The 14,693-nt window shown below is 60.8% G+C and carries 9 protein-coding genes and 2 pseudogenes; 9 read left to right on the top strand and 2 right to left on the bottom strand.

Annotated elements, in window-relative coordinates:
• A partial coding sequence (locus CSZ94_RS22520) for an autoinducer binding domain-containing protein (RefSeq protein ID WP_146009878.1) occupies window positions 1-631 on the top strand: 631 nt, incomplete at its 5' end.
• 291 nt (window positions 632-922) lie between these two features.
• Here the strand turns inward: CSZ94_RS22520 and CSZ94_RS27735 are convergent.
• Window positions 923-1,138 carry a hypothetical protein gene (locus CSZ94_RS27735; protein ID WP_146009877.1) on the bottom strand — a complete coding sequence of 72 codons (216 nt, stop codon included), beginning with the start codon at window positions 1,136-1,138 and terminating at the stop codon, window positions 923-925.
• A 146-nt stretch (window positions 1,139-1,284) separates the two neighbouring features.
• On the opposite strand from CSZ94_RS27735, the gene tnpA reads away from it, so the two are divergent.
• The 3 genes and pseudogenes from tnpA to tnpC all read left to right on the top strand — a co-directional run bounded on the left by tnpA (window position 1,285) and on the right by tnpC (window position 3,610).
• Complete coding sequence (gene tnpA / locus CSZ94_RS22515; protein WP_258001149.1) at window positions 1,285-1,623, top strand: IS66-like element accessory protein TnpA; 339 nt, start codon at window positions 1,285-1,287, stop codon at window positions 1,621-1,623.
• A 23-nt stretch (window positions 1,624-1,646) separates the two neighbouring features.
• Complete coding sequence (tnpB, locus tag CSZ94_RS22510; RefSeq protein WP_102123565.1) at window positions 1,647-1,994, top strand: IS66 family insertion sequence element accessory protein TnpB; 348 nt, start codon at window positions 1,647-1,649, stop codon at window positions 1,992-1,994.
• Window positions 1,995-2,023: 29 nt separating this feature from the next.
• Window positions 2,024-3,610 (top strand): annotated as a pseudogene (tnpC, locus tag CSZ94_RS22505) (IS66 family transposase).
• Between the two features lie 271 nt (window positions 3,611-3,881).
• Here tnpC and CSZ94_RS22495 read toward each other — a convergent pair.
• A pseudogene (locus tag CSZ94_RS22495) lies at window positions 3,882-4,649 on the bottom strand (IS3 family transposase); the annotation flags it as partial.
• A gap of 516 nt (window positions 4,650-5,165) precedes the next feature.
• Between CSZ94_RS22495 and CSZ94_RS22490 the strand changes: the two are divergent.
• From CSZ94_RS22490 to CSZ94_RS22470, 5 genes are all read left to right on the top strand, one after another.
• Complete coding sequence (locus tag CSZ94_RS22490) at window positions 5,166-6,920, top strand: hypothetical protein (protein WP_146009876.1); 1,755 nt, start codon at window positions 5,166-5,168, stop codon at window positions 6,918-6,920.
• Window positions 6,898-7,389, top strand: a complete 492-nt coding sequence (locus tag CSZ94_RS22485; RefSeq protein ID WP_102123562.1) for a VOC family protein — start codon at window positions 6,898-6,900, stop codon at window positions 7,387-7,389. The genes CSZ94_RS22490 and CSZ94_RS22485 overlap by 23 nt, the downstream gene beginning before the upstream one ends.
• A gap of 38 nt (window positions 7,390-7,427) precedes the next feature.
• A complete protein-coding gene (locus CSZ94_RS22480; protein WP_180977583.1) occupies window positions 7,428-9,431 on the top strand; it encodes an AMP-binding protein in 2,004 nt (667 codons plus the stop codon).
• On the top strand, window positions 9,428-12,814 hold the full coding sequence (locus CSZ94_RS22475; protein ID WP_102123560.1) for a non-ribosomal peptide synthetase: 3,387 nt from the start codon (window positions 9,428-9,430) through the stop codon (window positions 12,812-12,814). The genes CSZ94_RS22480 and CSZ94_RS22475 overlap by 4 nt, the downstream gene beginning before the upstream one ends.
• 101 nt (window positions 12,815-12,915) lie before the next feature.
• Window positions 12,916-14,595: a cyclic peptide export ABC transporter gene (locus tag CSZ94_RS22470; protein ID WP_180977582.1), complete on the top strand. Its 1,680-nt coding sequence runs from the start codon at window positions 12,916-12,918 to the stop codon at window positions 14,593-14,595.
• The last annotated feature ends 98 nt before the right edge of the window (window positions 14,596-14,693 follow it).

Raw genomic sequence — 14,693 nt, 5'->3', positions numbered from 1 at the left:
CGCAAAACTTCTGCGTTATTCGCTCCTGCCTCGACACGCTACGGAAACAAGGCCATGGCATGCTCGCCGTCTTGCAACGCGCCTTCGCTGGAAACCCGATTCAGCCAGCCCCCGGCTGAACAGTTACAATTATTTAACGGTTGATCCCACCGTGTCGCACGCGATGCGCTCGACTACTCCCTTGGCTTGGTCTGACCAACTGTTCAGTGCGTCTGATATTCTGTGGCAGGATGCGCGCGGGCATGGCCTGCATGCGGGGGTGGCTCAATCCGCCTTCAATGCGCGTGGTGCCGTCGGGATGCTCACCCTGGCACGCTCCAGTGACCAGGTGTCCAGCAGTGAAATGGGCAATACCGCAATCCGCCTGTCGTGGCTGCTGCAGGCGGTTCACGAAAATGCCGTGCGACTGTTATACCCGTACCCCGCAGTAGAAAACGAGATCATGTTGACCGCACGCGAGATCGAAGTGCTGCGCTGGGCTGGCGACGGTAAGACATCGGGCGAGGTGGGGCAGATCATGAGTATCAGCGAACGCACGGTCAATTTTCACATTACCAATGCCCTTGCCAAGCTTGGCGCCGTCAACAAGACCGCTGGCGTTGTCAAGGCTGCCATGCTTCGCCTACTGTAAACCGCCTTTCTCCCGCCGCTTACTCTCCTTCCCGCCACGGCGGCGTTTGCTTGTCATGGGCGCGTACCACCGCTTCCAGCCATCATTGCTGTCGAAAAAGCTGGTCAGACTGTAACGCCGCTAAGCTAAGCTTTCTTGGTTAGTTTTTTTCTGGATATCGTTGTGCCCCTGCTTTAACGACACGGTCGAATTTTCGTCCGGGCTGTTGCGCTTTCAGATTGGGAGCTGGTCTGGCGCGTAAGCGTTTAAGTCTGGTCAGGATGGCTCCCGTCCGATCGTCATCAATTCGTTCTAGATGGTAGTCAAAGCCAACAGGAAGCTGGTCGACGTGGGGTCGCATTTGGCCTGCCAGCGCTGCCTTGGCCATTTCTTGCCGCCTGCACCGTCGTCCACTTTCACCGTCCGAGCGCGCCACGTCTTGGATAAATTGAGATCAGCCTTTCTGGCCTGCGCCGGGATCGCCATTGCCACCAGTACGCTCTCGTCGTTGCTTTTACGATGGTCCACAGGATGTTGGTTTTCGCCGGAATGAGGAAGTGACGATTGTTATCGCCCGTGGTCAGACTGGACGTAAGCGTCTTCCCATCACCGTCTACCTTTAAAAGTCCACATACCCCACAGTAGTTCCCGTCACTTTTTTGATGGGAACTACTTTGGATACAGATAAAAAGGCTGGCAACCGTGCCGGCCGCCCCAACTATCCGGCTGACTTCAAACGGCGTCTCGCCATCGAGGCTTGTGCATCTGGTATCTCGGTGTCCAAGCTAGCACAGCAGAACGATATCAACACCAATATGCTGTTCAAGTGGCGTCGCGAGTTGCGTGCCGGTTTGTTCGAGCTAGCCGCTTCGGCGCTGCTGCCCGTGCTGGTCAAGCCAGCTATGACACGGTCGCCATCACTTCCCCCAGTTGAGCCAGGCAGCATGATCGAGATCATCATTGGCGATGCCGTCGTGCGTCTGCATGCCGGCATTGATGCCGCACTGCTCTAGCTCGTCTTGCAAAGCCTACGGTCATGATTGGCTTGCCGGCGGGCACACGCATCTGGATCGCAGCCGGTGTGACCGACATGCGCTCTGGTTTCAACGGTCTGGCGGCCAGAGTGCAAACGGCTCTGGACGAAGATCCGTTCAGCGGTCATGTGTTTGTGTTCCGTGGGCGGCGCGGCGACATGATCAAAGTGCTGTGGTGGAGCGGCGATGGGCTGTGTTTGCTAGCCAAGCGGCTTGAACGCGGCCGCTTCGTCTGGTCGCAGGCGACCAACGGCACGGTATCGCTATCTCAGGCACAGCTGTCGATGCTTTTGGAAGGCATCGACTGGCGGCGGCCAGAGCGCACCTGGCAACCATTATCGGCCTTGTAAACGTCGGCGCCCTCGCGTAAACTTAGTCCATGCTCAATCACACCGACCTGCCCAACGACATCGATGCCCTGAAGGCGTTGCTGTTGGCGGCCGAGCAGACACTGCGTGAGCGCGACATCGTCATCGCGGCGCACGACGAGCTGGTGTCAGGACTGCGCGTCCAGCTGACCACGACCGAGGTCGAGATCGAGCACTTGAAGCTGATGATTGCCAAGCTGCGTCGCATGCAGTTCGGCCGCAAATCCGAGAAGCTGGACCACCAGATCGAACAGCTGGAACTGCAACTGGAAGACCTGCAAGCGACCGAGGGTGAGGCCGAGCGCGAGCGGCCGCCGGCAGACACGGCACCGCGCACCAAGTCGGCGCGCAAACCGCTGCCGGAGCACCTGCCGCGCGACGAATGCGTGTACAAGCCACAGGCCGAAGTCTGTCCAGCATGCGATGGCGCACTGCGCCAGTTGGGCGAGGACGTCGCCGAGCAATTGGAGTGGATACCAGGCAGCTTCCGAGTGATACGCCATGTACGTCCGAAACTGGCCTGCAAGTGCTGCGACACCATCGTGCAGGCGCCGGCGCCAAGCCGACCGATCGCGCGCGGCATCGCCGGGCCTGGGCTGCTGGCCCATATCCTGGTGGCCAAGTTCGCCGACCATCTGCCACTGTACCGGCAGTCGGTCATCTATGCCCGCGAAGGCGTTGAACTGGAACGTGCGCTGCTGGCGAACTGGGTCGGCGCGGCCAGCGCGCTGCTGCGCCCGCTGGTCGATGTGATCCGGCGCCATGTGCTGGCCGGTCACAAATTACATGCCGATGACACGCCGATTCCGGTACTGGCGCCGGGCAATGGTAAAACCAAAACAGCACGGCTGTGGACTTACGTGCGTGACGATAGCGCCTCCGGCGACACCACGCCAGCAGCGGTCTGGTTCGCCTATACTCCCGACCGCAAGGGCATCCACCCGCAAACCCACCTGGCCAACTTCAAGGGCGTGTTACAGGCCGATGCGTATGCAGGTTTCAATGCTCTCTACGTCGACGGTGCTATACAAGAAGCGGCCTGCTGGGCGCATGCGCGCCGCAAGTTCCACGACCTGCATGCAGCCAGACCATCAGTCATAACGAATGAGGCCCTGCGCCGGATCGCCGAGCTGTATGTGATCGAGGCCGAGATACGCGGCAAACCGCCGCATGAACGACAGCAGGTGCGCCAGCAACGATCACGGCCATTGCTCGACGACTTCGGCAACTGACTACGCGCCACGCTTGAAGAACTGTCGCGCAAGTCGGACACGGCAGCCGCGATCCAGTACGCACTCAACCTGTGGCCGGCGCTGCTGCGCTACTGCGACAACGGTATCATCGAGATCGACAACTCGGCTGCCGAGCGGGCGCTGCGTGGCGTTGCCATCGGCCTGCGCAACTACCTGTTTGCGGGCGCCGACAGCGGTGGCGAGCGCGCTGCCGCTATCTACTCGCTGATCGGCACGGCCAAGCTCAACGGTGTTGACCCCGAAGCCTGGCTGCGCCATGTACTACCCCATATAGCCGATCACCCGGTCAACCGGGTCGACGACTTCTTGCCCTGGAACTGCACCGCGCAGCTCCCTTCGGCTTAAACAATACGCCGCTTCCCAGCGGTGTGATGCCATCATCTAACAAATCAACGTTTGGCTCAAGACGGCGCTGGCTTTACGCTTACGACTGGACAGTCGCTGCGCCGAGAGGAATCTCCGATCAAACACGGTGAATGCGCTATCGGGCACGCTGGTGACCAGGTCATGGGCGTAGCTCATCTCGCTAATGCTATAGCAGTCAAAGCGGGCGTCACGGATGAGTTGGATATCGGTCCAAAGTGGATCCATCAGTCAAGGCACTTTGCCGACTAATTTAAGCTGTGCCCGTTTCCACTGTTTCAGCTGCGCGGCGCTGACCCGTATTGCTCCTTCCCTTTGACTTCTTCTCGTCGTCACCGAACCGGCCGACGATCAGTGCACCGCCGCCAACCCCATCGCGGTAGACTTGGTCGGGCGTCTGGTAGCCCAGCGACTGGTGCGGTAGCTCGGCGTTATAGAACGCGAAGTACTGCGCCAGGCCCACCATCAATTCTGCCATGTTGGCGTACCCCTTCAGGTACACATCCTCGTACTTCACGTTGCGCCACAGGCGCTCGACGAAGATGTTGTCCAGCGCCCGGCCGCGCCCGTCCATGCTGATGGTCACGCCTTCGCGTTTGAGCACGTCGGTGAAGGCCGTGCTGGTGAACTGCGAACCCTGGTCGCTGTTGAACACCTCCGGCTTGCCATGGTGGCGTAAGGCATCCTTCAGACAGTCCACGCAGAACGAGGCGTCCATGCTGTTGCTGATGCGCCAGGACAGCACCTTGCGGCTGTACCAGTCGATGATCACCACTAGATACGCGAAGCCCCACGCCAGCCGGATGTAGGTGATATCGGTCGACCACGCCTGGTTGGGCCGCGTTACGGGCACACCGCGCAAAAGATACGGATAAACCTTGTGCTGTGGATGCGCCCGGCCCGTATTCGGCCCCGGCACCATACCCGCCAGCCCCATGCCGCGCATCAGGCGCTGCACGCGCTTGCGGTTGACCACGTGGCCCGCCGCGCGCAGAAACACCACCATGCTCCCGCTGCCATATAAACCATCGTCTCAGATTCGGGATCCACTATAGTCATCATCAACGTGATCGCACGCGTTTGGACATAGCTGACCACCTTGTCGCTGGGATAATTCTGTGCGCGCGAAATGCGCGCGGCTGGCCGCGCTGTCGATCCCGCCCAAGAAGAGGCGGCCGCATTGCGTCAGCTTCTTCCTGGTGGCGTATTCAAGGTCGGAAATCCTTCCTAGATGGTCGATGGAGGCAGTGGCGATGCCGTTACTGTTTCCGGTCTGGACGCAGCAGGGAACGGCGTCCGATGAGTTAATCAGTGCTTCCCAGGGCGCTTGATTTAGCGGCAACTTGGTCAGACTGTCATTTCTGACAGTTATCACCGTGCGCCGAAACAGGTCTAATGCAAGCATCGCAATCGCTTGGGTATGGCGCCGTATCAGCGGCCGGTTTCGCCATCGCCGATTGCTTGCGCGTAATCCGGCGTGCCCGGTCATGTGGCACGGAATTCACCTCATCGACAACTCTCGTACAGGAAAATACGAATGAACCGCTTTAATCTAGGCATGACCATATTCATGCTGGCTATATTAACCGCGTGTGGAGGCGGAGGCGACAGTGCCGCTTCCTCCTCAACTCCTCCGCCAGTGGTGCTGGCGCCGGTGGTAATTCCCTTCGACATGGAGGTGGCAGGCTATTGGGAGGCCCAGGACCCTGCGAGCGAATCGTATGCGTTCTATAAGGCCCCGACCGAATTCCCTTACGATCCGGTCAAGACCGGCCGCACATACAAGGCTGGCTCACTGGTTTCACGCTTTTTCTGGGAGCTGACCAGCGATGGTGCAATCAAGATCAACACCGTCGGGCTGGCATGCGATTCGCGCCCGCTCAACCTGTGCGCCGTAACAGGCACCACGATCATCAAAGCGTACGGCCCGGCGGCGAATGCTGAATGGCGCCTGCGCTCCGATAGCAACAACGACGGCGTCGTCGATGCTGATACCACGGCAAAATATACCCGCAAGGAAATCGAGCTGTCAGCACGGCCCAAGGGGGAGTTCTTCCTCAAGCGGTCGGATACCTTCGACCTGACAACGCCCGGCATGATCGAGGGCAGCACGATCTCGCTGGTGCTGTCGGAACTTACCGAGCCGGTCATACTGTCGGGTACCTTCACAGACGGCAAGAAACACCATGTCAGCATCGCAGCCGGCGAAGCGACCGCAGTGGCGGGCACCCGGACCTTCAGCGTGGGCGGGAAGTCGCTCAGATTGCCGGTCAAGATGTGGTATGACAATGTCCAGATTTCGGCCGCAGGCGATGGTTACCTGCTGGAATATGAAATCCGCCGCAAGGCGCAATTACCTGCCGACGTCAAAGCGGCCGACGTTGACCAACTGGAAGCGTATGAACGCCCGCAACTGCGCACCGAGGCTTTCGGCCTGATCGATAAGTTCATTCCGGGTCCAGTCATCAACGCGGGGGAAAAATACTATTCGTTCGTCCTGTTGGACTTTAATCCTGATTGGGTGTCCGGCGGTGGCGCCAATACCATCGAGTTCAGCGATGGGAACCACGGCACCATCAGCCACCATGATCTGATTAAGGGCAAGTACTCGGAAGAGCGCCAGTTCACCTGGTCGCGGCGTGCCGACGGCACCCTGGTCTACGATTTTGGCTTCGGCATTGAAGTTACCGCGCGCTTCATCAAAGCTGTCAACGGTGGCTACCAGGTCCTGTATTCGATCCCCGATCCGAATGTCGGCATGCGTTATGTGGTGCACGACATGGTCAAGGACGCGCCCGTCGCAGTGACGGAGGCCAGTGTTCCCGGCAGTTATGTCTTCACCAGCTCGGATGGTTTGACCGATATCCACATGACCTTGCATAAGGATAAAACCGTCAGCGGTAGCGTTGGGGGGCACTGGTTCTTCGACACCAATGGCGATGTGGTCAGCTTCGAATGCACCGATCTCAATGGCCGCGAACTGAGTCGTTACGAGGATTGCCTCAACAGCTTCGACCATCTTTCCACGTCGGCCTTTTCCCATATCCGCCGGCTGCGCTTCATGCACAAGGACGGTCAAAACTACCAAGTGAAGTACGACGCCAGCGTGTACGGCGAACGTTTCCAGGTCGTCAATCGCGATTATTTCACCATCTCGTGGACCTACCGCTGGCGCCGCATTGGCGACGAACTGCCAAGCGTCGCTGCCCGCTCGGCTTCTACATTCGGCCAAGCCGCCGGTGCCCGCCAATTCAATCTGAGGAATTCACATGAAATCATACTTGCGAAATAGCGCGCGGATTGACCACATCGCCATTGCGGTACGCGATCTGGACGAGGCCTTGTTTTTGTACCAGGAAATTCTCGGTTTTGAACTGGTGGCGCGGCGCGAAGTAAAAGGGGCGTTTTCCGGCATGATCTCCGCCGAACTCAAGGCCGGCGGTTTTTCGATCGTACTGGTCCAGGGTACGGACCCGCAATCCCAGGTCAGTCGATATATCGCCGAATTTGGACCCGGCGTCCAGCACGTGGCCATCGAGGTCGAGGATGTGGCCTCGGTCGAAATGACCCTGCGCAAGTCCGGCTTGAAGTTTGCCACCGAAGTGATCCGTGGCAGCAACCTGGTCCAGATCTTCACCCGGCGCGACAGCAACTGCGGAATGATGTTCGAATTCATTCAGCGCGTCGAGGCCGAAGACGGCTTTGAGACCGTCAATATCCAGAAACTCTTCGAGCAGCTCGAAGAGAGCAACGCTTGCTGATACAAGGATCATCGATGCGCCCAACTATAGTCGAATGCATGCGCGAGCATGCACAAGCGCGCCCCGACGCAATTGCCTTTCGTTTCCTGAACGACCTGGCAAGCGCACCGCAGGAGCTCAATTACCACCAGCTGTGGCAGGAAGCCGGCGTCGTTGCGAACTTCCTGGGCACGGTCGCATCGCCCGGTAGCCGCATCATGTTGTTCTATCCTCCTGGTCTGGAGTACATCAAGGCTTTCTATGGCTGTATGCTGGCTGGAATGGTTGCGGTTCCGCTCTATCCGCCGCGCCGCAACAGTAAATCAGACCGACTCACCAAGGTCGCCCGCAGCTGCCAGTCGGTGCTGGCGCTGACGACGGAATCGGAGCTGGCGGCAGTGCAGGCGGCATGGAACGAGCAGGCAGAACCAGGCATGGCGCTCGCCTTCCATGTCACCGACACGCTGGATGTCACCGATGCGCGCCCGTTCGTGCCACCGGCGATAGATCCCGCCGTGCCGGCCTTCCTGCAATACACGTCGGGATCCACCGGGGCGCCGAAAGGCGTGATCATCACGCACGCCAATATCATGGCCAATATGCGGCACCTGTCGTTGATGTCGGGCGGTCATGCAGGGGACGTGTTCGTCAACTGGCTGCCGCTATTTCACGATCTTGGCCTGGTGACGGCGGTGCTATGGCCGGTGAGTCTGGGGGCCAGCTCGACGCTCATGGCGCCAGCGACATTCGTGCGTGATCCCCTGTTATGGCTGCAGGCCATCACGCGTTATCGCGGCAGCATGTGCGGAGCGCCTAATTTCGCCTATGCGCTGTGCGTGGACAAAATTGCCGACGCCAGTCTGACAAAACTGGATCTGTCCTCGTGGCGCGTGGCCTACAACGCCGCCGAGCCGGTGCGCGCAGCCACCCTCGATGCGTTCGGTACCCGCTTCGGCGCTTGCGGATTCCGCCCGCAGACGTTTTATCCAAGCTATGGCATGGCCGAAGCAACGGTATTCATCAGTGGCGGTAACGCTTCGGCCGCACCGATTTCCCTCGTTGTCGATCGCCAAGAACTGGCGGCGCGTCGGGTGACACCGGTCGATGTCGGTGACGCGTTGGCCACCCGGATCGTCGCCTGCGGCGCTGCGAGTGCACCACATGATCTCCGCGTCGTCGATCCGGAGTCGCGCCGCGAGCTGGCAGACGGCCAAGTGGGCGAGATCTGGTTTGCCGGTCCTAGCGTTTCGCCAGGGTACTGGGGGCTGGGGGCGCAGACCGCCGAGGCGTTCGGCCAGTCGATTTGCAACAGCGATTTGCCAGCCGCTTATTTGCGGACCGGCGATCTGGGCGTCATGGTGGACGGCGAGCTTTATGTGACAGGCCGCATCAAGGATCTGGTCATCCTCAACGGACGCAACTACTATCCTCAGGATATTGAACTGTCTGCCACTGCAGCACATCGGGCGATTCGCCCCGGCCACGTGGCGGCCTTCGCGGTGGAAGAGGACCTGGTGGAGCGCCTAGTCGTGGTGGCGGAAGTGGAACGCGAGCATTTTCGTTCGCTCGACGTCGACCATGTCGTGGCTGCCGTGCGCCAGCAAGTGCTGCGCGACCACGAAATTAATGCGGATCGCATCGTCCTGGTCAAGCCCTACAAGGTGCCGGTCACCTCGAGCGGCAAAATCCAGCGCCGGCAGGCGCGTGCGATGCTGCTCGACGGTACGCTGGAAGTGCTGGCCAGTTCCGCGACGGCGGCGCCGCATTGCGCGGCGCCGGCGACAGCTACCGAGCACATGTTGGCACCGATCTGGTGCCGGGTGTTGGGCCGGGCGCAGATTGGTACCGACGAGAACTTTTTCGATCTCGGCGGTGACTCTCTTGCGGCAGCGGAGATTGCGGCGGCGCTTGGCCGGCATCGCAGCACCGAGCTCGATATCGGTCAATTTTTCGACACGCCAACGATTACCGGTCTGGCAGGGTGGCTTGACCTGGTCGACGCGCACAGTACTAGAAAAAGCCAACTGATGGCCGTACCGGCGGCAGCGGTGGTCCGGGTATGAGCATCCAACAAGTTCTCTCCACCCTGTATCAGCGAGGGCTGACCCTGGACGTAGACCACGACGAACTGCTGGTCAGCGCAGGCCCGGAAGGGATTGATGCCGACACGCTGGCGCTGGTCAAGCAACACAAGAGCGAGCTGATCGCGCTGCTGCACAGGCTTGAGCGCTGCGTCGCGGTGCCCCGGGCCGCTTTCAATCATGTACCCGGCTACCGTGCTCCTGCCACGCTGGCCCAGCAGCGCATGCTGTTCATGGAAGAGCTGGCGGGAGACCGCAGCTACTACAATATGCCGGCCGCCTTCGAGCTCCACGGTCCCATCGATCGTACCGCGCTGCGCCTTGCATTCTGCAGCCTGCTCGCCAGCCACGATATCCTGCGCACGACCTATTTACAGGAAGGCGGCAGCCACGTCCAACACGTCACGGCATTGGCGCAATGCGACCTGGAAGTGCTTGACCTCGATGGCGCCAGCGCCGGCGATGCCCGCCTGGCGGCAGCGCTGGCCGATGATGCGGCATACCGCTTCGACCTGGGACGCGAGGGTCCGCTGCGGGTGCGCCTGATCGCGCTCGAACCAGAGCGACATGTGTTGTCGCTGAACGTGCACCATATCTGCGCCGACGGCTGGAGTGCGCAGCGCATTCTTGCCGACCTTGGCGCCGCGTACAGCGCCGCACGCGTCGGGATGCTTCCGCCGTGCGTGCCGGCTGAGCCCGGTCTGCAGTATGCCGACTATGCACAATGGCAGGCGCAGTGGCTGGGCGGCTCGGACTATACCAAGGCCGCCGACTATTGGCGCGACACGCTGGCGGGCGCGCCTGAGCTGCACAGCTTGCCAACCGATTTCGTACGGCCGCAGGTTCTGGGCGTGGATGGCGCCACCATCGTACGCCCATTGGGCGCCGCGCTGTCGGACGCACTGGGCCGCTTTGGCCGCGAGGCCGGTACCAGCGCGTTCGTAGTGTTCCAGAGCGCCTACGCGGCACTGCTGGCACGCTACAGCGGCGAGACCGATATCGTGTTTGGAACTGCGGCCGCCAACCGTCATCCGCTGGCCTTCCTCGACACGGTAGGACTGTTCGTCAACACGGTGGTGCTAAGGCTGGAAGTTGGCGACGCCCTCGGCTTTGCAGGCCTGGTGCGTAAAGCGGCTGCGTTAAGCGAAGCAGCGTTTCGCCACCAGCAATTTCCGTTCGATGCCTTGGTTGACCTGCTCGAGCCGGCGCGCAGCGCCGGCTACGGTCCGCTGGTACAGCTGATGCTGGTGATGCAGGATCGTCCGACCGGGCCGCTGTTGCTGGACGGCGTAAGGGTACAGGAGCTCAGCCAGCGCCAAGCGGTGGCGAAATTCGACCTAGCCTTGCATGTCCACCCCGGGACGGATGGCTACGCTCTTCACTGGGAATACAACACCAACCTGTTCGAGGCCGCAACCGTGGATCGCATGGCCGCCGACTTTTCCCGCTTGCTCGCTGCGTGCATGGCTGCGCCCGAGGTAGCGATCGGTAGCCTGCCGCTGGCAACGCCGGCCGTGCCGCTCGCGCCGCGCACCGCCGCCGTGGCCGAGGTGCCGGTCTGCGTGCACCAGCTGGTCGCCGAACAAGCTGGCCGTACCCCGCAACATTCGGCCGTACGCGATGTGCATGGCAGTCTGAATTACGTCGAACTCGAGCAGCGTGCTAGCCGCGTTGCCTCTGGACTGTTGCAGCGCGGCGTGCGTGTCGGCCAGGCAGTCGGGGTGTGCATGGAAAAATCGTGCGATCTGGTCGTGGCAATGCTGGCTATTTATAAGAGCGGAGCGGTCTATCTTCCGCTCGACCCGCATTACCCGCCTGAACGGCTGGGTATGATGGCCGGCGATGCCAACATCGCGCTGCTGGTGTGCGGAGCCGGACCACTGCCGAACGGTTTGCCCGATACGCTTGATATCGTGGCGCTCGACACTTTGGTTCAGGCCGAGGAATTGCCTCTGGCGCAAGTTGCCACCGCAGCGCAGGCCGGCGCCTATGTCATCTATACCTCCGGTTCGACAGGTAAACCGAAGGGCGTGCTGGTCACGCACGCAAACTTGTTTCACTCGCTGCGCGCGAATGCCGCCGCGATGGCATTCCGGCCGGGAGACGTGATACCTACCATCGGTTCGCAGGCGTTCGGCGTCTCTCTGCTGGAGATGTTGCTGCCCCTCGTCTCTGGAGGCACGGTGCAGATCGTGTCCAGGTCGCAGGTCGTCGACATCCAACAGCTTGTGGCGGTAACCGTAGACGTTACGGTGTTGCATGCAGTGCCCAGCCTGATGCGGCAATGGCTCGAGACGGTCGCGGCGCAGGACCAGGTGCGCTATCGGAATTTGCGCCTTCTGCTCGTCGGCGGAGAGTCGGTCCCGGCAAGCCTGCTTGCGCAATTGCGCCGTTGGCGCCCGGCGTTGCGGGTGCTGGCGTTATACGGAATGACGGAATCGACCATTGTGTGCGCCAGCCACGATCCTGATCAGCTGCTGAACGTCAATTATGCGATCGGCAAACCTTATGCAGGCATCGATTTCTACGTGCTCAACCGGCATGGACAGCAGCAACCACCGGGGGTGCCGGGTGAACTGCATATCGGCGGCGTGACTGTTGCAGCGGGGTATCTGAACCAGCCGGCAATGACGGCCGAGCGTTTTTCGGCAGCTGACGTAGCGGGCGGTGCACGCCTGTATCGCACTGGCGACCGGGTGCGCCTGTTGGCGAGTGGGGATTACGAATTTCTGGGCCGGGTGGACCATCAGGTGAGCTTGCGCGGCGCCAGGATCGAGCTGGGAGAAATTGAAACTGTCGCTACCAGCGTGGACGGGGTCTTACAGGCCGTCGCCCACGTGGCGGAGCTCGACTCGGGAGAGGTGACGCTAGTGCTGTATTTCACTGCGCGCGCCGCGGGAGGCGATGTGCTGACCACGCCGATTCGTGCCCGGCTAGCACAGCGTTTGCCGGACTATATGCGTCCGTCGATCATCCAGCGCCTCGACCTATTCCCTTTAAATCCGAATGGAAAAGTTGACCGCAAACGCCTGCCACGCCCGCACGTGGGCAGCGCCCGGGAACAGCCTGGCACCGCCCTCGAGAAGCGGTTGGCGCAGATGTGGGGTGAACTGCTGGGCCTGGCCGATCTGGGTGTGACTGACAGTTTCTTCGAACTGGGCGGTCATTCCCTCATGGCCAGCAAGCTGACGACGCGCGTGCGCTCGGAGTTCGGCGTAGGCCTGCCATTGACGTTGCTTTTCTCCACGCCAACCATCCGCGCCTGTGCGGCGTACCTGGACGCCGAGTTGGCTCAGCGCCAGGCCACGGGGCTGCTGGCTCCGGCGCTGGTCGACACGTCCAATCTTGACGAGTTGATCCTGTAAACAATTTCATTATTTCACTGCGCAAGATGACGACGACACCCAAGCCAATATCGATTTCAACCCTGTTGTACCGCCACTCGCCTGTCTTGCTCGTATTTTCGATGACGATCGGCGCCGTCGCTGGCGCGTTGTACAGCCTGATCATTCCATTCGTGCTGCGCGCGCTGGGGGCGCAAGGCGGCGCCCGGTCCGGCGCGCAATTTGGAGCCAATGTCGCGCCCGATAGCACCGCTTCGGTGTTGGGCATGGCCGAGGGAACCGGGGCGGCCATGTTTTTTCTGGTCTGCCTGCTGATCCTGTGCGCCAAGGCTCTCTCTGTGATTCTGGTTAATAATATCGCCAAGTCGGCCATGGCAGAACTGCGCCTCGAAATCGCGCGCAAGATCAACCAGATGCGCATTGCCGATGTTGAAAGCGTCGGCTTCCCGCGCCTGCTCAATGTCCTGATCGACGACGTCAACACCGTCGCCGCCGCCGCCGTGGCGATTCCCATGGTGGTAGTGTCGGCGGTGACCGTGGTGGGGATGCTGGGGTATCTTGCCACCATGAATTTCACGGTATTCGTGATCGTGCTCACTGCCATCGGAGTGGGAGTGGCGATGTTCCAGCTGCCGGTAGCCTTTGCCACCAGGCCCTACGATCAGGCGCGCAGTCTACGCGATGTCCTCCAGGAAGGAATACGCGGATTGATCATGGGCGTGTATGAGCTCAAGCTAGATCGGCCCAAGTCGCGCGCCTACCTCCAGCAGGCGTTGGCAGTGCCGCAGCGGCAGTCGGTGCGGCTGGAGAAGCTCGGCGACGCGGTGATCCACCTTGCCGGCACATCGAGTGACCTGCTGGCCTTCTTCATCATCGGCCTGATCGTGTTTGTCATGCCGCGCTACATCCCGATTCCTGCGGTGGAGAACTATGGTGTCGTCATGGCTCTCCTGTACATCGCCGCGCCAGTCGCCAGCATCCTGGGCATGATGCAGCATCTGCGCATGGGCCAGGTGGCAATCGTCCGCATCCACCGCTTGGATGCCATGGAGGAGGAAAGCCATGCCGCTACTGCTGCTATCCTGCCGCCATGGCGGCAATTCAGTGTGCGCGAGGTGAGCTACCGGTACCCAGGCCAGGAACCTGCCGCCGCCGATCCGGGCTTCGCCTTGTCGCCGACCACGTTGTCGTTCGAGCCCGGACAGATCAATTTCATCGTAGGCGGCAACGGCTCGGGTAAGTCGACGTTGAGCAAGCTGATCTCACTGCACTACCAGAGCGCCACCGGTGCCGTATATTTCGACGATGCTCCCCTCGCTGCCGGACAGATTGACCAGGCGCGCGCTCGCATCGGTGTGATCTTTTCAAATTACTACCTGTTTAACCAACTGTATCGTTCCCATACGGCAGCCGATCTGGAAAACATTACCACCTGGCTGCGCACCTTGCGGCTGCAGGACAAGACGTGCTTCGTCGATGGCCGGTTTACCACTACCAAGCTGTCGGACGGGCAGCGCCGTCGCCTGGCGCTGCTGGTGGCGCTGCTCGAGGACAAGGATATTTACGTATTCGACGAGTGGGCTGCCGACCAGGATCCTGAATTCAAGCAAGTCTTTTACCGAGAAATCCTTCCCGCGATGAAGTCGAACAACAAGCTGGTAATCGTGATCACCCATGACGACCGCTATTTCGATTGCGCCGACCGCTTGATCTTCATGGAGGAGGGGAGGGTGGTCCGTGAGCAGTTTCAGCGGGCGGTAAACGGCGCCCCGACCTCGTCCGGCGCGGCCATCGCGGCCTGAAGCGAGCGCCATACTCCAGCAACGAGCACTCCCGCACCGGCGACCTCACCAGGCGCCGGGCGTAGCTGCCGCATTGCCTTAACCCTTGAATTATCGGA

This window comes from Janthinobacterium sp. ROICE36, from assembly GCF_002869965.1.
In the GTDB taxonomy this organism is placed as follows: domain Bacteria; phylum Pseudomonadota; class Gammaproteobacteria; order Burkholderiales; family Burkholderiaceae_D; genus Janthinobacterium.
The sequence above is the reverse complement of the archived record's forward strand: the minus strand, read 5'-3'. Positions and strand labels throughout refer to the sequence as shown.

What these genes read in the sequence shown, in the direction of transcription:
- tnpB (WP_102123565.1), top strand. Translation starts at nt 1,647, where the DNA reads ATGATTGGCTTGCCGGCGGGCACACGCATCTGGATCGCAGCCGGTGTG.
- CSZ94_RS22485 (WP_102123562.1), top strand. Translation starts at nt 6,898, where the DNA reads ATGAAATCATACTTGCGAAATAGCGCGCGGATTGACCACATCGCCATT.
- CSZ94_RS22470 (WP_180977582.1), top strand. Translation starts at nt 12,916, where the DNA reads ATGACGATCGGCGCCGTCGCTGGCGCGTTGTACAGCCTGATCATTCCA.
- CSZ94_RS22475 (WP_102123560.1), top strand. Translation starts at nt 9,428, where the DNA reads ATGAGCATCCAACAAGTTCTCTCCACCCTGTATCAGCGAGGGCTGACC.
- CSZ94_RS22490 (WP_146009876.1), top strand. Translation starts at nt 5,166, where the DNA reads ATGAACCGCTTTAATCTAGGCATGACCATATTCATGCTGGCTATATTA.
- CSZ94_RS22480 (WP_180977583.1), top strand. Translation starts at nt 7,428, where the DNA reads ATGCGCGAGCATGCACAAGCGCGCCCCGACGCAATTGCCTTTCGTTTC.